Annotated in this window: 18 protein-coding genes; 12 read left to right on the top strand and 6 right to left on the bottom strand. The window is 62.3% G+C overall.

Annotated elements, in window-relative coordinates; translation table 11 throughout:
- Together AAC126_RS11855 and AAC126_RS11850 are read left to right on the top strand one after the other, a co-directional pair.
- The coding region (locus AAC126_RS11855; protein ID WP_339853587.1) for a TauD/TfdA family dioxygenase at window positions 1-753 on the top strand (753 nt) is incomplete at its 5' end.
- Window positions 754-774: 21 nt separating this feature from the next.
- Complete coding sequence (locus AAC126_RS11850) at window positions 775-2,742, top strand: RiPP maturation radical SAM C-methyltransferase (protein WP_339853585.1); 1,968 nt, start codon at window positions 775-777, stop codon at window positions 2,740-2,742.
- Between the two features lie 89 nt (window positions 2,743-2,831).
- On the opposite strand, the gene AAC126_RS11845 is transcribed toward AAC126_RS11850, so the two are convergent.
- Both AAC126_RS11845 and AAC126_RS11840 read right to left on the bottom strand, forming a co-directional pair.
- Entirely contained in the window at window positions 2,832-3,638 is an 807-nt protein-coding gene (locus AAC126_RS11845) for a DUF697 domain-containing protein (protein WP_339853583.1), read from the bottom strand.
- The gene (locus AAC126_RS11840) at window positions 3,635-4,303 is read right to left on the bottom strand and encodes a ParA family protein (RefSeq protein WP_339853582.1); all 669 of its coding nucleotides are present in this window, start codon (window positions 4,301-4,303) and stop codon (window positions 3,635-3,637) included. The genes AAC126_RS11845 and AAC126_RS11840 overlap by 4 nt, the downstream gene beginning before the upstream one ends.
- 150 nt (window positions 4,304-4,453) lie before the next feature.
- Between AAC126_RS11840 and AAC126_RS11835 the strand changes: the two genes are divergently transcribed.
- Window positions 4,454-5,146, top strand: coding sequence for a 4'-phosphopantetheinyl transferase superfamily protein (locus tag AAC126_RS11835; RefSeq protein WP_339853580.1), 693 nt, complete (start codon window positions 4,454-4,456; stop codon window positions 5,144-5,146).
- 9 nt (window positions 5,147-5,155) lie between these two features.
- Here the strand turns inward: AAC126_RS11835 and argE are convergent, their stop codons facing one another.
- Both argE and AAC126_RS11825 read right to left on the bottom strand, forming a co-directional pair.
- Window positions 5,156-6,319, bottom strand: coding sequence for an acetylornithine deacetylase (argE, locus tag AAC126_RS11830; protein ID WP_339853579.1), 1,164 nt, complete (start codon window positions 6,317-6,319; stop codon window positions 5,156-5,158).
- Window positions 6,320-6,327: 8 nt separating this feature from the next.
- Window positions 6,328-7,521 carry a M24 family metallopeptidase gene (locus AAC126_RS11825; protein WP_339853577.1) on the bottom strand — a complete coding sequence of 398 codons (1,194 nt, stop codon included), beginning with the start codon at window positions 7,519-7,521 and terminating at the stop codon, window positions 6,328-6,330.
- A 148-nt stretch (window positions 7,522-7,669) separates the two neighbouring features.
- On the opposite strand from AAC126_RS11825, the gene eutB reads away from it, so the two are divergent.
- The 4 genes from eutB (at window position 7,670) to AAC126_RS11805 (ending at window position 11,700) form a co-directional block, all read left to right on the top strand.
- Window positions 7,670-8,692 (top strand): hydroxyectoine utilization dehydratase EutB, encoded by a 1,023-nt coding sequence (eutB, locus tag AAC126_RS11820; protein WP_339853575.1) that lies wholly within the window; start codon window positions 7,670-7,672, stop codon window positions 8,690-8,692.
- Window positions 8,685-9,677: a cyclodeaminase gene (locus AAC126_RS11815; RefSeq protein ID WP_339853573.1), complete on the top strand. Its 993-nt coding sequence runs from the start codon at window positions 8,685-8,687 to the stop codon at window positions 9,675-9,677. Before eutB ends, AAC126_RS11815 begins: the two co-directional genes overlap by 8 nt.
- A gap of 1 nt (window position 9,678) precedes the next feature.
- Entirely contained in the window at window positions 9,679-10,161 is a 483-nt protein-coding gene (locus AAC126_RS11810; RefSeq protein WP_339853571.1) for an Lrp/AsnC family transcriptional regulator, read from the top strand.
- 162 nt (window positions 10,162-10,323) lie between these two features.
- Window positions 10,324-11,700: an aspartate aminotransferase family protein gene (locus tag AAC126_RS11805; RefSeq protein WP_339853569.1), complete on the top strand. Its 1,377-nt coding sequence runs from the start codon at window positions 10,324-10,326 to the stop codon at window positions 11,698-11,700.
- Window positions 11,701-11,886: 186 nt separating this feature from the next.
- Here the strand turns inward: AAC126_RS11805 and AAC126_RS11800 are convergent, their stop codons facing one another.
- Both AAC126_RS11800 and AAC126_RS11795 read right to left on the bottom strand, forming a co-directional pair.
- Complete coding sequence (locus AAC126_RS11800; protein ID WP_339853568.1) at window positions 11,887-13,314, bottom strand: amidase; 1,428 nt, start codon at window positions 13,312-13,314, stop codon at window positions 11,887-11,889.
- On the bottom strand, window positions 13,311-13,529 hold the full coding sequence (locus AAC126_RS11795; RefSeq protein WP_339853566.1) for a hypothetical protein: 219 nt from the start codon (window positions 13,527-13,529) through the stop codon (window positions 13,311-13,313). Before AAC126_RS11795 ends, AAC126_RS11800 begins: the two co-directional genes overlap by 4 nt.
- Before the next feature lie 579 nt (window positions 13,530-14,108).
- Between AAC126_RS11795 and AAC126_RS11790 the strand changes: the two genes are divergently transcribed.
- The 5 genes from AAC126_RS11790 (at window position 14,109) to AAC126_RS11770 (ending at window position 19,846) form a co-directional block, all read left to right on the top strand.
- Window positions 14,109-15,695: an ABC transporter substrate-binding protein gene (locus tag AAC126_RS11790; protein ID WP_339853565.1), complete on the top strand. Its 1,587-nt coding sequence runs from the start codon at window positions 14,109-14,111 to the stop codon at window positions 15,693-15,695.
- Between the two features lie 102 nt (window positions 15,696-15,797).
- Window positions 15,798-16,754, top strand: a complete 957-nt coding sequence (locus tag AAC126_RS11785) for an ABC transporter permease (RefSeq protein WP_339853563.1) — start codon at window positions 15,798-15,800, stop codon at window positions 16,752-16,754.
- 19 nt (window positions 16,755-16,773) lie between these two features.
- Window positions 16,774-17,679: an ABC transporter permease gene (locus AAC126_RS11780; protein ID WP_339853562.1), complete on the top strand. Its 906-nt coding sequence runs from the start codon at window positions 16,774-16,776 to the stop codon at window positions 17,677-17,679.
- An 11-nt stretch (window positions 17,680-17,690) separates the two neighbouring features.
- Complete coding sequence (locus AAC126_RS11775; protein ID WP_339853560.1) at window positions 17,691-18,818, top strand: oligopeptide/dipeptide ABC transporter ATP-binding protein; 1,128 nt, start codon at window positions 17,691-17,693, stop codon at window positions 18,816-18,818.
- Window positions 18,815-19,846: an ABC transporter ATP-binding protein gene (locus tag AAC126_RS11770; RefSeq protein WP_339853558.1), complete on the top strand. Its 1,032-nt coding sequence runs from the start codon at window positions 18,815-18,817 to the stop codon at window positions 19,844-19,846. Before AAC126_RS11775 ends, AAC126_RS11770 begins: the two co-directional genes overlap by 4 nt.
- Window positions 19,847-19,866 lie beyond the last annotated feature (20 nt).

Below are 19,866 nucleotides of genomic sequence, written 5' to 3'. Positions count from 1 at the left end.
TCGACCCCGCGCACCGAAGTGCTCGAAGGCATCATGACGGCGACCGAATATCCGGCGACGGAAGAGATCCTGATGCATTGCGAGAATGCCTATCAGCGGGACTGGCCGCTGCGGCTGGTATTCTGCTGTATCAAACCTTCGGAGACCGGCGGGCAGACCCCGGTCGCGGACGTTCGCGCGGTGACCCGTGCCCTCGGTGACGAGGTTCTGGACGAGGTCGAGCGGCGCGGCGTGCGTTATGTCCGGAATTATCACGAAGGCTTCGACCTCGACTGGAAAACGGTGTTCCAGACCGAAGACCGGGGCGAGGTCGAGGCGTTCTGCCGGGCCAACGATATCGATTTCGAATGGACGCCGGAGGGGCATCTCCGCACCGCGCAGACCTGTCAGGGAACGGCCCGTCATCCGGTCACGGGGGAGCGGCTCTGGTTCAATCAGGCGCAGCTCTTTCACCCGTCGGCACTGGGCGAGGATGTGCTGGAAGACCTGATCGATATTTTCGGCGAGGACAGCCTGCCGCGTGACGCGCGCTACGGAGACGGCGCGCCGATTGAGCCGGAAATTCTCAGCCGGGTGCGCGATGCGTTCCAGGCGGAGGCCCGCCAGTTCGACTGGCAGGCGGGCGACGTGATGATCGTCGATAACATGCTGGCCTCGCATGCGAGGCGACCCTTCACCGGTTCGCGCCGGGTTCTCGTCAGTATGGGGCGGATGAACTCGGAACTGACTGACATTGCCGGAGCGGCAGAATAGCCGCGCAGAGGAGATCGCTTCATGCGTATCGCGCTCGTGAACATGCCTTTTTCGTCGCTGCAGATCCCGTCGATCGCGCTGCATCAGCTGGAAACCATCATCGCGGAGAAATTCTCCGGGGCGGAAACCAGCATTCATTATCTGAACCATGATTTCGGCGGACTGGTCGGCCCGGACCTTTATGCATGGATCTCGGAAAGCCTCGCCGGGCACACCTGCGGGTTTGGCGAATGGCTGTTCCGCCATGCCGCCTTCCCGGAGCATGGCGACAATACCGAAGCCTATTTCGCCCGCTACCTGCACCATTTCGGCGAAGCGCAGGTTGAGCGCTATCACCGCGAACTCGCTCCGGTCCGGGCCGATCTGCCGGGTATCATCGACGGGATGATCGAGCAGCACGGGCTGGCGGATGCGGATATCGTCGGCGTGACCTCGATGTTCTTCCAGAACATGCCGAGCTTCGCACTGGCCCGCCGCCTGAAGGAGATCGGCTCAAAGGCAACCGTGATCATGGGCGGCGCGAATTGCGAAGGCACTATGGGCATCGAGATCGTGAATAACGTGCCCTGGATCGATTACGTGTTTTCGGGGCATGCGCTGGTCAATTTCCCGAAATTCCTGAAGGCGGCCGAAGCTGGCGATACGGCTGCCATGTCGAAGCTGGACGGTATTTTCAGCAAGTCGAACAGCCGTTCTATTACCGCGATGGACCCGGCGGTGCGGCCGAAGCGGCCAAGCGATGCACGGGCGGAAGACCAGCTTGACGGGGTTGCCGTCAACGGCCCGGAGCGTTCGCTCAACAGTGACGTGCCGCTGGATTACGAGGTTTATCTGGAATCCTACGAGCGTCATTTCGGCGATCACCGCAAGGACGAGGTGGAGCTTCTGTTCGAGACGTCACGCGGCTGCTGGTGGGGGGAGAAGGCACACTGCACCTTCTGCGGCCTCAACGGCGCGACGATGAAATTCCGCGAGATGGGGGTCGAGCTGGCCCGCAAGACCATTCAGGAAATGGTCGACAAATATTCGGATCGGGTCACCCGGTTCGCCAGCGTCGACAATATCATCCCGAAATCCTACACCGAGCAGCTGTTGCCGGACCTGAAGGTGCCGGACCATGTCACCCTGTTCTACGAAGTGAAGGCGGACCTTTCCCGCGAGCAGCTCGACACGCTGGCCAAGGCGCGGGTGGTCGAGGTGCAGCCCGGTGTGGAATCCATCGCGACCGAGACCCTGAAGCTGATGCGCAAGGGCACGACGGCCTTCAACAATATCCGCTTCCTGTCGGATTGCGCGGCGGCCGGGGTGAAGCCTGTCTGGAACCTGCTGGTCGGCTTCCCGGGGGAGTCCGCCGAGACCTTCGAGATGTACCGGGAAAACCTGCCCCGACTGACGCATCTGCCGCCGCCTTCCGGCGTCTTTCCCGTGCGCTTCGACCGGTTCAGCCCGTATTTCACCCAGGCCGACAGTTTCGCGCTCGACCTGGAGCCGCTGGATTATCACGAGCTGAATTACCCGTTCGACGAGGATGTGGTCTGGAACATGGCCTATTATTTCCGCGACCGGAATATCGACGCACCCTATCAGGTCGATCTCGCGGAGCATCTTGCCCATCTGCGTGACGCGGTGGCGCGCTGGCGCACCCGCTGGGAATCCGCGGCCGGTGCGCCGCGTCTCCGGCTGGTTCAGGACGATTACGGCTGGCTGGTCGAGGATCAGCGGACCGGTCACAAGGTCGAACACGAGCTGGACGAGCCGGATGTCGCGCTGCTGCGTGCGCTGGAGACACCGCAGGCCATCGGCAAGATCCGGGAGAGCAATGCGGACAGTCTGGCCTATCTGCAGGAACTCGGACTGCTGTTCGAGGAGCGCGGACGGATCATGTCACTGGTCATGGAAGGCACACGCCACGAGCTTGATGTCGGGTTGCACAGCTTCGCCGGCTCCAAGGGGCGGGCGGAGAATGCGGCACTTGGTTTGACGTTCTAGAGCCGCCGGTTACAGCCGGAAAAGCACGGAAAAAGGGCCGCTGCGGTGACGCAGCGGCCCTTTTGTTTCCGGAGACGTAATGCGTGGCGTTACTTCTTCTTTTTCATTTCTTCGGAGAGCGACTCTTTCATTTCGTCGGTATCGACGTTGGAGAGGTCGCCACCGGCTTCGAAATGGTCGATGAAGAGATTGCCGATGGTGCGGGTCGCGAGGTTCGAGAGCGCGGCCATGCCGGCAAAGCCGACACCGATGCCAATGCCGGGCATTGACTTGAAGACCGTGCTGACGAGACCGGCGGTCAGGGCGCCGGGCGCAACGCCGCCGAGAATGGAGCTCAGGATGGTCCGGATCCAGGTCTTGGAGAACGGTACACCGTAATGCTTCGAGAGGGCTGCGATCATCGAGACCTGTGTCCCGGTGATGCCGACGGCATCGGCGATCGGAATTGGCAGAACACCGAAGGCGGTGGACCAGGCGGCATATTTCGAGACGATGGCTTTCGCCCCCTGACGAAGGGCGGCGGCATCGGCCACGACTGGGTCGGTCTCGGCGATTTCTGTATCAGTGGTCATGACTTCACCTGCTTTTGCTGTTGCGGAAGACGAAGAGGAAGCGGCCTTTGCGGACTGCTTGGTGCTGGCTGCGGGTTTAGCCGCCGTTGCCGGGGCTGCCCGTTTCGGAGCCGCCGTGCGTTTGGCTGCCGTGCGCTGGGCTGGCGTGCTGCGTGCGGCCGGTTTGGCGCTTGAAGCCGCAGCGGCTTTTTTCGCGGCAGGTTTCTTTGCCGCGGGCTTGGCTGCCGGTTTTGCGGCCGGCTTGGTGCCGGTCGCTCCGGTCGCCGTTCCTGATGCTGTACCGGGGCGTTCCGTGCGTTGCAATTCGGGGAGTTTCTTGCTCATACCGGCTCGCTCGCCTTTCTTGCCTTTTTGCGCCGCATCCCCAGCAGAGTGCCGGTTTCGGATGCGAAATCCGCGATCTCCCGGGCGGCGGCGCCGCGCGGCTGATAGTAACTCGGTGTCGTTCCTGCCAGCGCGGCTTCACCATAAGCCACCCTGGCGCTCAGTTCCACTTCCATGGGTTGTGCGTTTGCGGCTTCCATCTGGGCCCGCATGTGCCGGGCAATGACACTGCCCTTTGTCGTCTGGTTCAGCAGGAAGCGGACAGGTGCCGTCGTGAGATCCGCGATATGTTCCGCACTGTCGACGGCGACCTGGTAATCGATCGGTGACGGGCGCATCGGAATGATCAGCAGGTCGGCCCGGCGGATCGCGGCGTCGGTTGCCTCGGACTGGAAGCCCGGCGTGTCGATGATGATGCGGTCGAGGCCGCGCGCCAGGAAATCGTCGATCCCTGTATCGACGCTGTCGGGGCCTGCTGTAACGGCGGGTATCTCGGCAAGGTCGGTGCCGGCGGCGATCCAGCGTACCAGTGTGCCTGCGGGATCGGCATCGATCAGCCCGACTTTCATGCCGGATTTCTGCCAATATGCGCCAAGGCACATCGCGGACGTGCTTTTCCCGCTGCCGCCCTTCATGGTGACGAACGAGATGATTTTTGCTGGCACGCCGCCTCCTTCTGGACTGAGCACTTGCCCTGGAGTTTTTTACTCAAAACATAAGAATTGCAGAAGTTTAACAGGCAGAATGATGGCTTGCGAAGTTAAATTTTATGACGTGTTTTCAGGGAAAGTCTGTGTGAGGCAAAGGAGATGAGGTTGGAGCGCTCCGCCAAACCGGCATGGCCGTTCCCCGCGCTGGATATTCCGCTTTCCCTGGTCGAACGATCCTTCGATCCGGCGGCGGGTTTCAAAAGCGCATCTGCTGTTCCCGGTATCGCCTTGCCGGAGGATCTGTCGGCAGCGGTTCCGTCCCGGCAGGCGGCCTATCTGGCTGGGCGGCTATGTGCCGGTGATGCCCTGGCACATGCCGGATCAGCGGTGCGGCACGTCGCTCGCGACCGTGCCGGCATGCCGCTCTGGCCGGCTGGCTATTGTGGATCGATCACACATACAGGGACGCTGGCGGGTGCCGTTGTCGTTTCCGGGAAGAGCTGTCGCGGGGTTGGCCTCGATTTCGAGGACGTCGGAAACCCGGATGTCGCGGCCGAGATCGCCGAGCTGATTTTGACGGATCGGGATCGCCGGACAATCGCGGATAATCCGGCCCTTGATGCAGCCACCGCGACACTCCTCGTCTTCTCGTTAAAGGAGAGCCTGTACAAGGCAATCAGCCCGTTCCTGGAGGCGGATACGGGCTTTGAAGACGCGGAGATCGTTCGGGCGGAAGGCGGCCGTGCAGGTTTGCGCCTACGCCGCGCGCTTGGTCCCGCCCTGCCCGAAGGGCTTGAGCTTCCTGGCGTCTACACTCTCTCTGACGATCTGGTCAGGACGCTGGTGCTGCTGGATTAACCCTGCTGCTTAATGGACCAGCTTCGCCGTCAGCTTGTCGAGCATGACGAGGCACTGGTCGATCTGGTCGAGGGCGATGAATTCATCCGGCTTGTGCGCTTGCTCGATGGAGCCGGGGCCGCAGACCACGGTGGAGATGCCTAGTTTCTGGAACAGCCCGGCCTCGGTGCCGAATGCCACCAGGTCCGCACCATTGGCGCCGGTCAGCTCGGCGACGATCCTCAGGGCCTCGCTTTCCGGAACCGGCTCCAGTCCGTCGACCTCACCGATGATCTCGGTGCTGATATCCGCGTCTTTCGAGACGGCACGCATGGCGGGGAGCAATTCGTCATTTATGTAGGCAGCGATTTCCCGCTTCACGAAATCCGCGTCCCCGTTCTGCACCGGCCGCATTTCCCAGTCGAGCTGGGCCAGGCCGGGAATGACATTATGGGCGACGCCGCCGGACAGCCGGCCGATCTGCACGGTTGTCCAGGGCGGATCGAAGCGGGAGCCTTCCGGCGCCCGGCCTTTCAGAATTTCCCGCAACTCCATCAGCCGTGTGACGTAGCGCACCGCGTATTCAACGGCATTCACGCCGAGATCCGGTTGCGAGCCATGTCCCTCAAGGCCGCTGAAGGTCACGGTATATTCGCAGCAGCCCTTGTGGCCTTCGATGATCCGCATCTCCGTCGGCTCACCGATGATGCAGACGGAGGGCTTGTAGGGCAGGGCGGCGAGATCATTGACCAGCGACCGTGCGCCGAGACAGCCTACTTCCTCGTCATAGGTGAAGGCGAAATGCACCGGGCGTTTCAGCTCCGACGCCGCATAATGCGGCGCCATGGCGAGAGCGGCGGCGATGAAGCCTTTCATGTCGCAGGTACCGCGGCCGTAAACCCGTCCGTCCGCGGTGCGCATGTCAAACGGGTCGCTAGACCAGGCCTGATCGGTCACCGGGACCACATCGCTGTGTCCGGACAAGACGATGCCGCCATCCACTTCCGGGCCGATGGTGGCGAAGAGATTTGCCTTCGTCCCGTCCGGGTCCCGGAAGGTGTGCACGCTGGCGCCGAGCCTGCCGAGATAGTCCGCCGCATAGTCGATCAGCGCCAGATTGCTGTCGGCGGAAACGGTCGGAAAGCCGATCAGGTCGGACAGGATCTCAAGCGTTCTCTCGCGGCGCGGGTGCATTTTCGGCCTTATTCCTTCACGAACAGTTTGCGCTCGACATTCGCCAGGCACTCGGCCGGGCCATCCTCGGTGATGCGCAGGGTCTCGGTGATCTCCAGACCCCAGTCATCCATCCAGAGGGCTGGCATGAAGTGGAAGGTCATGTTCGGCTGCAGCACGGTATTGTCGCTCGGCCGGATGGACATGGTGCGCTCGCCCCAGTCCGGAGGATAGCTGAGCCCGATCGGATAGCCGCAGCGACCTTCGCGCTTGACCCCGTGCTTCTCCAGCACCGCATAGAAGGCGCGGGCAATGTCGCCCGCCGTGTTGCCCGCGCGGGCCGCCTCGATGCCGTCCGTGATGCCTTCCAGCACGACTTCCTCGGCCCGCAGCATGTCGATCGGCGGGGTGCCGAGATGGATCGTCCGGCACAGCGGGGCGTGATAGTGCCGGTAGCAACCGGCGATCTCGAAGAAGGTGGCCTGATCCGGCTCCAGCTCCGTGTCGTCCCAGGTCAGGTGCGCGGCGCTGGCATCCTTGCCGGTGGGCAGCAGCGGCACGATGGCCGGATAATCGCCGCCGAAGAAGCCATCCGCATCCTCGCCGCCCATCAGGCCGGTGCGGTAGATCTCCGCCACCAGCTCGTTCTTGCGCAGGCCGGGGCGCATCAGCTCGTAGATGGCCGCATGCATCTTCTCGACGATGTGGGCGGCCCGGCGCATGTATTTCAGCTCTGTCGCGGATTTTACGCCGCGCTGCCAGTTCACAAGGCCGGTGGCATCCTCGATAGGGCCTTCATGGTTCTTCGACAGCACGCTGTGGGCGCGGGCGGAGTAGTAGTAATTTTCCATCTCGACGCCGAGGGTATGGCTGCCCCAGCCGCGTTCGGCGATCACGGTGGCGAGATCCTCCATCGCGTGGCTGTCGGCGGCCATGACGTAATCGTCCGAATAGCCACGGATATTATCCACGGTCATGTAGCAGGTGCGCATGGCGCCCTTGGCGTCCATCCCCCGGCCCCAGAAAATCGGCTCACCCTCGGGGCCGACGATCACGCCCTGATGCACATAGAACGACCAGCCGTCATAACCGGTCAGCCAGGCCATGTTGGACGGATCGGAGATGAACAGGACCTCGACTTCGGCTTTCGCCATCGCCGTCCGGACCTTGGCCAGCCGCTCTGTATATTCTTCGCGGGAAAACGGGAGTTTGACGTCGGGCATGGGGCGAAGTCCACTGATCGGGTTATAGAATTCGGCGGGTCCGGCGATTGAGCATCAATCCGGGCGGTTTGACAATTCCTGTCACATGTGGCCGATGCTGAACCGGACAGAAAGAACAAACTCGCCTCAGACCGAAGGAAATTTGCCCGTGACGACATCGCCCGAAGAACTCTCTGTCGCGACCGTCGTAGCGGCGCGCAAGGCGATTGCGGGAACGGCGCTGGAAACGCCACTGGTGCCGTCGCCTTTTCTCTCGGCGCGGGCCGGCACGGAAATACTGCTCAAACTGGAGATCGCCCAGCCCGTCGGCGCCTTCAAGATCCGGGGCGCGGCCAATGCGATCTCCGTTCTGCCGGAGGATTGCCCCGGCGTGACCTGCTGCTCGACCGGCAATCACGGGCGCGGCGTTGCCTATGCCGCCAAAGCGCGCGGGTTGCGGGCGGTGGTCTGCATGTCGGCGCTGGTGCCGGACGCCAAGGTCGAGGGCATTCGCGCGCTCGGTGCGGAAGTCCGGATCATCGGACGTTCGCAGGATGAGGCAGCGGAAGAAAGCCGGCGTCTGGTTGCCGAGGAGGGGCTGGCTGAAATCCCGCCCTTCGACGATCCGCTGGTGATCGCGGGCCAGGGCACCATCGGACTGGAGCTGCTGGACAGCCGCCCGGATCTGGAGACCCTGCTGATCCCGCTTTCGGGCGGTGGCCTTGCCGCCGGGATTGCGCTGGCGGCGAAGGCGCGCAAGCCGGGCATCCGGATTATCGGTATCTCCATGGACCGGGGGGCGGCGATGTATGAGTCGCTCCGGGCGGGCCGGAATATCGCGGTGGAGGAGGTGCCCAGTCTCGCCGATTCTCTCGGCGGCGGCCTCGGGGCGGACAACCGGCTGACCCTGCCGCTGTGCCGGGATCTGATCGACGGGACGGTTCTGGTCACCGAAGCGGAAATCTATCGGGCCATGCAGTGTCATTATTACGAGGACCGGATCGTCTGCGAGGGTGGCTCCGCCGTTGGTGCCGCGGCCCTTCTTGCGGGTAAGGTGCCGGACCTGAAGGGGCCTGCGGCGACGATCATCACCGGCCGTAATCTCGATATGAGAATGCATGCGGATATCATGGCCGGGCGCTCCGTCCGCCTTGGAGACATCACCGTCGAAGGACAAACCTACAATGCCTGATATCAGTATTCTGACTGAAGCGGATCTCCGCGCCCTGGTGAAACTCGATCTTGAGGCGGTGGATGTGGTGGAAAGTGCGTTCCGGGCGCTGGCGTCAGGCGAGGTGATCATGCCGCCGATCCTGTCGATGGACATCCCGGCGGCGAATGGTGAGGTCGATGTGAAGACCGCCTATATTCCGGGCTTCGACGGCTTCGCCATCAAAGTCAGCCCCGGCTTCTTCGACAACCCGAAGCTCGGCCTGCCCAGCCTGAACGGGCTGATGATCCTGTTCTCCGCGAAAACCGGTCTGGTCGAGGCGCTGTTGCTGGACAATGGCTATCTGACGGATGTGCGCACCGCCGCCGCTGGGGCCGTCGCCGCCCGGCATCTGGCGCCGGAGAGTGTGACGACCGCCGGTGTGATCGGTACGGGCGTGCAGGCCCGGTTGCAGATCGAGGCGGCCCATCTTGTCCGCCCGTTCGAGCGGGTGCTGGTCTGGGGGCGGGATGCGGGCAACGCGAAAAAGTGCGCCGCCGACCTCGCGGAAAGCCTCGGCATTGAAGCCCGCGTCGAGACGGATCCGGCCCGGCTTGTTGGCGAAAGTCAGCTTGTCGTGACCACCACGCCGTCACGCGCACCGGTGATACGGGCGGACTGGCTGCATTCAGGACTGCATATCACCGCCATGGGCTCGGACCAGCCGGGCAAGGTGGAGATCGATCCGGCAGTGTTCGGCCGGGTCGATGCCTATGTGCCGGACCGGCTCAGCCAGTGCCGAACCCAGGGCGAACTTCGGGCTGCAATCGAGGCCGGTCAGGTCGAGGTGGGCACGGTCTTCCCGGAGTTGGGAGAGGTGATCGCGGGACAGGCACAGGGCCGGAAATTTGCCTCCGACATCACCTTCGCGGATCTGACCGGTACTGGCGCACAGGACACGGCGATTGCCACCCATGCGGTCGCCCTTGCCGTCACGGCCGGGGCCGGCAGCCGGATTGCTTCCTGACATGGCGCTGAAGCTCGATGCCCGCGATGTGAAGATTCTTGCCATTCTTCAGGAAGAGGGGCGGATCTCGAAATCCGATCTGGCCCGGCGGGTAAACCTGTCCAACACGCCCTGCTGGGAGCGGCTGCAACGGCTTGAAGCGGCTGGCATCGTGCGCGGGTATGGCGCACGGATCGCGCTGGAGCTGTTCGCCGAGCATGTGACGGTCTTCGTGACGGCGGAGCTGGAGAACCACCGGAGCGAGGATTTCGGCCGGTTCGAGGATGTTGTCGGAAAAGAGCCGGAAATTATCGGCTGCTGGGCGCTTGGCGGCGGGCTCGACTACCTGTTTCAGGTCGTGACAAGCAACGTCACCACCTATCAGCGCCTGATCGACCGGTTGCTGGAGAGCGAGGCCGGGCTGAAGCGCTATTACAGCTATATCGTCACCAAGGAAGTGAAGGCGGGCGGCGCGATCCCGGTGGAGCTGTTCACGGGCGGGTGACCGGCAGGAAAACCCGGCACTGCCCGGGGGCTCCATCCGAAAAATCCTCTGCCAAAGCTGGCCAGTTCAGTCAGACCCTCTGCGTTCTCCGGCACTAGGCTCCCCGTTGAGCCGCCCGGAGCCCATCCGGCTCCAACCGGCGCGCAGACGAAAGGAATGACAATGCTTACCAACGACCAGCTCGGTCAGTGGGACCGGGAGAATTTCTTCCATCCCTCGACCCATCTTGCCCAGCATGCCCGTGGTGAAACCCCGACGCGGGTGATCACCGGCGGCTCCGGTGTCTATATCGAGGACCGGGACGGCAAGAAGATGCTGGACGGGTTCGCGGGGCTCTATTGCGTCAATGTCGGTTACGGCCGTCCGGAGATTTCCGAAGCCATCGCGGCGCAGGCGAAAGAGCTGGCCTACTACCATTCCTATGTCGGGCACGGCACCGAGGCCTCGATCACGCTGTCCAAGATGGTGCTCGACCGGGCGCCGTCGAACATGTCCAAGGTCTATTTCGGCCTCGGCGGCTCGGACGCGAACGAAACCAACGTCAAGCTGGTCTGGTACTACAACAACGTGCTCGGCCGTCCGGAGAAGAAGAAGATCATCTCGCGTTGGCGCGGCTATCACGGCTCCGGGCTGGTGACCGGCTCGCTGACCGGGCTCGAGCTGTTCCACAAGAAGTTCGACCTGCCGCTGTCCCAGGTTATCCACACCGATGCCCCGTATTATTTCCGCCGCCCGGATCTCGGTCAGAGTGAAGCGGAGTTTACCGCCCATTGCGCCTCCGAGCTGGAAGCGCTGATCGAGCGTGAGGGCGCGGACACCATCGCCGCCTTCATCGGCGAGCCGGTACTCGGCACTGGCGGTATCGTGCCGCCACCGGCCGGATACTGGGCCGCCATCCAGGCGGTCCTGAAGAAGCACGATATCCTGCTGATTGCCGACGAGGTGGTCACCGGCTTCGGGCGGCTTGGCTCGATGATGGGCTGTGACCATTACGGCATCGAGGCGGACATCATCACCATCGCCAAAGGCCTGACCTCGGCCTATGCGCCGCTGTCCGGCTCGATCATTTCGGACAAGGTCTGGAAGGTGCTGGAGCAGGGCACGGACGAGCTTGGCCCGATCGGCCATGGCTGGACCTATTCGGCGCACCCGATCGGAGCCGCCGCCGGTGTTGCGAACCTCGATCTGATCGACCGGCTTGGCTTGGTCGGCAATGCGAAGGAGATGGGGGCCTATTTCAACAAGGCACTGACCGACGCGCTCGGCTCCCACGCCCATGTCGGCGATGTCCGGGGGGAGGGCCTGCTGGCCGCCGTCGAATTCGTCGAGGACAAGGAGAAGCGCACCTTCTTCGATCCGTCCCGCAAGATCGGCCCGGCCATGGCGTCGGCTCTGCTGGAGCAGGGCGTGATCGCCCGGGCCATGCCGCAGGGCGACATCCTCGGCTTCGCGCCGCCGCTCTGCCTGACCCGTGAAGAGGCGGACATCATAGTCGGTGCCACGGTCAAGGCGGCGGAGCAGGTATTCGGCGCCGCCTGATTACACAATTTCGGTGTGGCCGCTCCGGCGGCCGCACCGTGCTCATCATCCCCGCCCCGAAGCCGGTGGCCTCGAAGCCGGATCTGGCGACGAGAGCGACCCCAGGCAATGGCCCGCGTGCTTTCCGGAATACTGCCCAGAATGCGGCGAGCCGGCGGATAAAGGCGCTCCCGAAGGGTATTTCATCTACGCGGCGCTTGCGTCGGCAATGGCCCCCATCGCCGGCCATTGCTGGTGCCATTCCGTTGCCTGCTCATAGGCTTGCCCGGCCCGGAACACGGTGGCCTCGTCGAAATATTTTCCGACGATCTGCATCGACAGCGGCAGTCCCGATTTGCTGAAGCCGACCGGGATCGACATGGCTGGATTACCGGTCACGTTGAAGGGCAGGGTCTGCATCGGCCAGGAAACCGGGAAGCTCTTCTGCGGCGCGTCGATCAGCGGTGCCGGAGAGAGTGAGCTTGGTGCCAGCAGGATATCGTAGCGCGAGAACAGCCCGGTATTGACCTCCTCGCAGAGCTCCCGCCGCTGACGCTGGGCCTGCATCAGATCGGCGGCCGTCAGGTAGCCGCCGAGGACGATCCGTTCCATCGTCAGGCGGCCGTAATCCAACGGCCGGGTCTGCAGGTCCTGCTCGTGAATGGCATAAGCTTCGGCGAGAAGGATGACACGGCCGCAATTGTTGTAATCCGCGTAGGGCGAGACGGCGGCGACTTCCTCGACCTCGGCCCCGAGGCTGCGGAAGGTGGCGGCAGCGGCCTCTATGGCGGCGGCGGACTCGTCCGACAGGCCTTCGGCCCCCTTATAGAACGAGCTGAGAATACCGACCCTGAGGCCCGCGACGCCCTTGCCGAGATCTGCCCGATAATCAGGCACCGGCTGGTTCGCGGAGGCCGGGTCCAGCGGATCGTACCCGGCGATGCATTGCAGGGTGATGGCCGCGTCTTCCACATTTTTCGACAGCGGGCCGCAATGGTCCAGCGTGTAAGACAGCGGAAAGACTCCGCGCCGGCTGACCCGGCCATAGGTCGGCTTCATGCCGATGATGCCGCAATAGGCCGCCGGTCCCCGGATCGAGCCGCCGGTGTCCGAACCCATGGCCATGCGCAGGAAACCCGCCGCGACCGCTGCGCCGGAGCCGCTGGAAGAGCCTCCGGGGCCGTGATTGCGGTTCCATGGGTTGCGTGCGGGCGGGAAAGGCAGATCGAAGGACGGGCCACCGAAGGCGAATTCGTGGGTTGCCAGCTTGCCGATCAGCACGCCACCGGCCTCGCGCAGTTTCACCGCGCAGACGCTGTCCGCCTCGGGAACATTGTCCAGCCGGAGCTTGGAGTGACAGGTGGTGGTGATGCCCGCCGTGTCATAGATATCCTTCAGGCCGTAGGGGATACCGTGCATCGGTCCCTTGTCCACGCCGCTGGCGCGCTCCTTGTCTGCCTTGGCCGCGTCGGCAAGCGCACGTTCCCTGGTAACGAGGATGAAGCTGTCGATCTGGCCGTCCTGCCGGTCGATCCGGTCCAGGGTTTCCTCTGTCAGGGCAACCGAGGTCAGGGAGCCGTCACGCAGGGCCGCGCCAAGCTCGGCAATGGATTTGCCGCCCGCCACGCCGGTCATTGTTCCGCTCCCCGGCCAATCGTTGTCGGGTCGAACGTGCCCGCCGGCTCGGACGCTGCCGTTCGCGGGCGGCGCAGGCCATCGGCCATGGTGCGCAGTCCGGCATAGCCTTCGTAAATCGCCTGTTCGCGGTCTGCCGGCAGTGTAAGTCCCAGTATTTGCGTCAATTTCTGGAACATTAGCCGGTCTGTTTTTTCATCCTGAAACGTGGTCATGAGAGGCTCCTGGCGGGCCGCGATACGGTGATCTGTGTGATGGCTGTGTGCGGCGTTTTCTGTTGTCTTTCAAATTGTATCCAAAAATGATGGAAGGAGAGCAAGAAAATTGTGCGATGCACAAAAAATGACCTGAATCTTTGAGATTGATATGTATAAATATTGTTTATTATCAGTTAATTGCGAATTTTTGGAAAAATGAGTGACCGAAATGGTCCTGTAATTTGGTGGTGATTCTGATCAAGGATTGTGCACATTTTTTGATTTCATGGTGCTGGATGCAAGAGGTGTGAGGCGGATCGTGAAATTGAATCAAAGTCTTTTATTAATTGGAAAAATTTAATTTCAGGCGACGATATCGCCGTTGATTCAACGACATGCTTTGTCGCGCTTTGGTCGTGTTAAGCGGCTTAACGTAAAAATTGGATACAATTATATTCTCATGGCACGGCAATTGCTGTGCGGTAGCGGGGTGCAGAGCATGCTCGTCGTCCTGCCATTCGGGGTCTCCGTCCTGGAGAGTGTGGCGCGGACAGCATTGAGGCGGGCTGCTTTGTTCAAAAAACAGGAGGCTTCTCAATGAAATTATTCAAAAGGCTCGCCGCGGCCGTTTCGGTCACCGCCGGACTGGCGGTATCGGGACATGCGGCGTCCGCGGAATCGGTTCTGCGCGTCGCCATGACGGCCGGCGACATTCCGATCGTTCTCGGACAGCCCGATCAGGGGTTCGAGGGCTATCGTTTCGTCGGTTACAATCTCTATGACACGCTCGTGCTGTGGGATCTGTCCCAGGGCGAGACCGCGGCGGATATCAAGCCGGGTCTGGCGACAGCCTGGGAGATCGATCCCGAGAACAACAAGCGCTGGCTCGTCACGCTGCGCGAGGGCGTGAAATGGCATGACGGGTGCGATTTCGGACCGGAGGACGTGGTCTGGAATTTTGAGCGCATTTCCAAGGAAGACGCGCCGCAGTTCAACGTGAAGCAGTTCGGTTTGATCCGTGACCGGACCGGCAATATCGACAGTGTTGATATCGTTGGGGACCATCAGGTTGCCTTCAACATGAAGACGCCGGACGCGCTGTTCCCCTACCAGCTCAGCTACTGGTTCATGATCAGCAAATGCCGTCTGACCGAGCTGAAGAATGATTACCTGGCCTATGCCGAGGCTCCGTCCGGGACGGGCCCTTACAAATTCTCAAGCATCGTTCCGCAGGAGCGTCTCGAGCTGGTGAAGAATGCGGAATACTGGGACAAGACCCGGATCCCGAAGCATGACCGGCTGGTTCTGATCCCGATGCCGGAAGCGACCACCCGCGCTGCTGCCCTGCTGTCCGGGGAAGTGGATTTCATCGAGGCGCCGTCTCCCGATACCATCCCGCGGCTTGAATCCTCGGGCATGCAGATTGTCACGGCATCCTACCCGCACAACTGGTCCTACCAGCTGAACCATGTCGACGGTAACTTCAAGTACAAGGAAGTCCGTCAGGCCGCGAACTACGCTCTGAACCGTCCGGAAATCAAGGCGCTGCTGAACGGTTACATGGAAGAAGGCTATACCAACGTGCCGCCTTCCACGCCGTATCACGGCACGCCGTCGGTGAAGTACGAATTCAACCCGGAAAAAGCGACCGAGCTGCTCAAGAGCGTCGATTGCTATCCCTGCAAGATCAAGCTGGCGATCTCGACCTCCGGGTCCGGCCAGATGCAGCCGCTGCCGATGAACGAGCTGATCAAGTCCCAGCTCGACGCAGCCGGTTTCGACACTGAGCTGAAGGTCATGGACTGGAATGCCCTGCTGGATGTCGGCCGCCCGGGCCGGGAAAAGAACCCGGACATCGACGGCATCAACATCAGCCGCGCCCTGCAGGATCCGTTCAGCGCCCTGATCCGGCACGTCTATTCCAAGCAGCACGCGCCGAAGGGCTCGAACTGGGGGCACTACACAAGCCCCGAAGTCGATGCCCTGATCGACGAGATCTATCTCTCGTTCGATCCGAAGGAGCGGATGGAAAAGCTCACAAAGCTGCATGAGATGATGGTCGAGGACGCGGTGATGCTGTGGGTCGCCCATGACGTCAACCCGCGGGCTATCGCTCCGAACATCAAGGGCTTCGTGCAGGCGCAGAGCTGGTTTCAGGACCTGACGCCGATCGTCGTCGAATAACTCTTAACCCACCACTCCGGGCCTTCCGCCGCTCTTCCCTTTCTTTGGCGGCAGGCCCGGAGACCCTGGAGTTTTTGACTGCCTGTCAGGAGGGATAATCCCGTGACCGCCTACATTATCCGGCGTCTGCTTTATGCTCTTCCCATCGCCCTTGGCGTCAGCATCGTCTGCTTCGCGCTGGTCTATATCGCTCCGGGTGATCCGTTGCAGACCCTGCTTCCGGAGGATGCCAGCGAAGAGACCATCATGATGGTCAAGAAAGCCTACGGTTTCGACAAGCCGATCCCGGTCCAGTATTTCATCTGGCTCGGCAAGGTCGTGACCGGCGACTTCGGATTTTCCATCGCGACCGGCAGGCCGGTATCCGACGAGATCTTCAAGGCGCTCGGGAACACCATCATGCTGGCGGCCGGTGCCGTCCTTGTCGCCTTCACGCTCGCCTTCGCGCTTGGAACCGTTGCCGGCTACCATATCGGCACCTTCATTGACCGTATCGTGACAGGGATCGCGGTGATCGGCGTCAGTGTGCCGAACTACTGGCTCGGCATCGTGCTGGTGATCATCTTTGCGGTCGAGCTGAATGTCCTGCCGGCCACCGGCATGGGGCCGCGCGGATCCGAGACGTTCAATATCTTCGAATGGAGCAATTTCCGGCATGTGGTGATGCCGATCATCACCCTTTCCCTGATCCCGATCGGGATCATTACCCGGACCACCCGCTCGGCTGTTGCCGAAGTGCTGAACCAGGACTTCGTCGAAACGCTGCGGGCTAAAGGGCTGATGGGAGGGGAAATCCTCCGGCATGTGATCAAGAATGCCCTGCCGCAGGTGCTGGCCGTCATGGGGCTGCAATTCGGCTATCTGATGGGCGGCTCGATCCTGGTGGAGACGATCTTCACCTGGCCGGGGACCGGTTTCCTTCTGAACAAGGCCATTCTGACCCGTGATCTGCCGGTTCTGCAGGGCACGATCCTTGTTCTGGCCATCATATTCGTTGCCACAAATCTCGTCATCGACCTGATGCAGACCGCGGTCGACCCGCGTCTGAAACGCGGTTGAACGGAAGAGGGCTGTTGAAATGACCTATATCGCAGTGACACCGGGCGAGGCTCCGGCTGCCAGTCAGTCGGCACCGGCGCTCAAGGTGCGAAGCTACTGGCAAAGCGTGGGCTACCGTTTGCGCTATGACTACATGACGCTGTTCTTCGGGAGCGTTGTGATCCTGATTTTGCTTTCCGCCATCTTCGCGCCCTTGCTGGCGCCGATGGATCCCTATGAAAGCAGCCTGATCAACCGGCTGAAGCCCATTGGCTACAAGGATTTCATCTTCGGCACGGACAAGCTGGGCCGGGATATCCTGTCCCGTCTGCTCTATGGCGGCCGGATCTCGCTCGCCATGGGGATCATACCCGTCCTGATCGCCACGATTGTCGGCGGAAGCCTGGGAGTCCTCGCCGGATTTCTCGGCGGCCGGACCAACATGGCGATCATGCGGACGGTGGACGTGTTCTATGCCTTCCCGTCGATCCTGCTGGCGGTGGCCATCTCCGGCGCGCTCGGCGGAGGGGTTTTCAACGGCATGGCGTCCCTGACGCTGGTCTTCATCCCGCCGCTGTGCCGGGTGGCCGAAACGGCGACCTCACAGGTCCGGAACCTGGACTTCGTCGAGGCGGCCCGGGCCACGGGAGCCGGGACCTTCAGCATTATCCGGGTGCATATCCTGGGCAACGTGCTGGGGCCGATCACGATTTACGCTTCCAGCCTGGTCAGCGTCAGCATCCTGCTGGCATCCGGCCTTTCCTTCCTCGGCCTTGGCGTAACCCCGCCGGAGCCGGACTGGGGCCTGATGCTGAACACCCTGCGCGGTGCGATCTACATCAACCCGATGGTCTGTGCCCTGCCGGGCGTTGCGATCCTGATCACCTCGGTCTGTTTCAATCTGGTCAGCGACGGTTTGCGCTCGGCCATGGACGTCAGAATGTGAGGAGCGGACTTATGAGCACTACAGAAATGGCACCTGCCCCCAGTCCCGCTCTAAGCGAAGTGGATGTCCGGGACGCGCGGGACCGTGGCGGTGAAGCGCAGCCGATGCTTATCGCACGCCAGTTGCAGAAGCATTTCCCGATCACCGGCGGCGTGCTGAACCGGGCAATCGGCCATGTCCGTGCCGTCGATGGCGTCAGTTTCTCCGTCATGAAAGGGGAGACGCTCGGCGTTGTTGGCGAGTCCGGGTGCGGGAAGTCCACGCTTGCCCGGTTGCTGATGCATCTCATCGTGCCGGATTCAGGCGAGCTGATCTTCGACGGCGAGGCGGTCGGCCAGAAAGACGGGCTGCTGGTCCGGGACATGCGGCGCCTGATGCAGATGGTCTTCCAGGATTCCTATTCCTCGCTGAACCCGAGGATGCCGATCGAGGATTCCATTGCCTACGGAAAGACCGTCCATGGTGCTTCTTCCGGGGAGGCCAAGGATGCGGCGCGCGAGCTGATGAAGAAGGTCGGTCTCGACCCGAACCTGTTCGGCCCGCGTTATCCGCATGAACTATCTGGCGGACAGAAGCAGCGGGTGAACATCGCCCGTGCCCTGGTTCTCGAGCCGCGCGTGGTCATTCTGGACGAAGCGGTCTCCGCGCTGGACAAGTCGGTGGAGGCACAGGTCCTGAACCTGCTGCGCTACCTGAAAGACCATTTCAACCTGACCTATGTCTTCATCTCCCATGATCTGAACGTGGTTCAGTATGTCAGCGACCGGGTACTGGTGATGTATCTGGGCGAGGTGGTGGAGATCGGTCCGGTCGACGAGATCTACGCGAACCCGAAGCATCCCTACACCACGGCCCTGCTGGCCTCGCGCCTCTCCATGGATCCGGACGACCGGGTGGAGGAGCCGCCTCTGGTCGGTGATCCGCCGAACCCGATCAACCCGCCCTCGGGCTGCCGCTTCCGTACCCGGTGCCAGTTCGCGGAGAAGATCTGCGAAGTCGAGAAGCCCGTTTTGCCCGGTTACGCCACGGCAATGGAGCATGTCTCCGCCTGCCACATGTATGTCCCGCAATCGGGGCATTCGAGGGCGGCAAGCCTGGCTGGAAAAAAACCGCAAGCAGCCGTAAGGAGCGCGTCATGAGTACCGGATCTTCCGCGCCTCTGGTTTCCGTGCCCCTGGTTTCCGTGAAGGATCTCAACGTCAAGTTTGTCAGCCGGGAGTCGACGGTGAATGCCGTCAATGACGTCAATCTGACGCTCGATCCCGGCGAGGTGCTTTGCATCATCGGTGAGTCCGGCTCCGGCAAGAGCGTCAGCATGCGGGCGCTGATGCGCTTGCTGCCGGAGCGGCGGACCAAAATCACCGGCGCGCTGGAAGTCGACGGCAAGGATGTTCTGGCATTGAAGGGGAAGGAGCTCTCGGCGTTTCGCGGCGGGCTTGCCTCGATGATTTTTCAGGAGCCGATGACCGCGCTCGACCCGGTTTATTCCATCGGTCATCAGATCGCGGAGACCGTGCGCCGGCACGAAGGCTGTACCATGCAAAAGGGGCTCGAGCGGGCGCTGGAGCTGCTGGAGCTGGTCAAGGTGCCGTCGGCCGAGCGCCGTCTGAAAGCCTTCCCGCATGAGCTTTCCGGCGGTTTGCGGCAGCGGGCGATGATCGCTCTGGCATTGTCCTGCCGGCCGAAGCTGCTGCTGGCGGACGAGCCGACCACCGCGCTTGATGCGACGGTGCAGATCCAGGTCCTGATCCTGCTGCGCAAGCTGCAGGAGGAGATGGGCATGGGGATGATCTTCGTCACCCATGATCTCGGCGTTGCCGCCGAAATCGCCGACCGGGTGGCGGTGATGTATGCCGGCCGCATCGTCGAGACCGGCACGGTGCAGGAAGTGCTGAACAGCCCGCGCCATCCCTACACGCGGGGCATGCTGTCCTCGACGGTGCACGGCAACATGCGCGGCAAGGATATCGAAGCCATTCCCGGCAGCCCGCCGGATCTCAGATCCCTGCCGACCGGATGCAGTTTCGCGCCGCGCTGCCGGATGGCGGACGATGGCTGCCGCGCGGAAGTTCCGGCCGAGGTCACGCTCGGACCCGGCCGTATCGCCCGCTGTTTCAAGCTGGATGAAACCGCCGCACCGAAAATCAGGGAACCGATGCCGGCCTAAACCGGGGATCAGGAAAGGGA

This window comes from uncultured Nisaea sp. (assembly GCF_963974195.1).
In the GTDB taxonomy this organism is placed as follows: domain Bacteria; phylum Pseudomonadota; class Alphaproteobacteria; order Thalassobaculales; family Thalassobaculaceae; genus Nisaea.
This window is presented reverse-complemented; position numbering and strand designations above follow the sequence as displayed.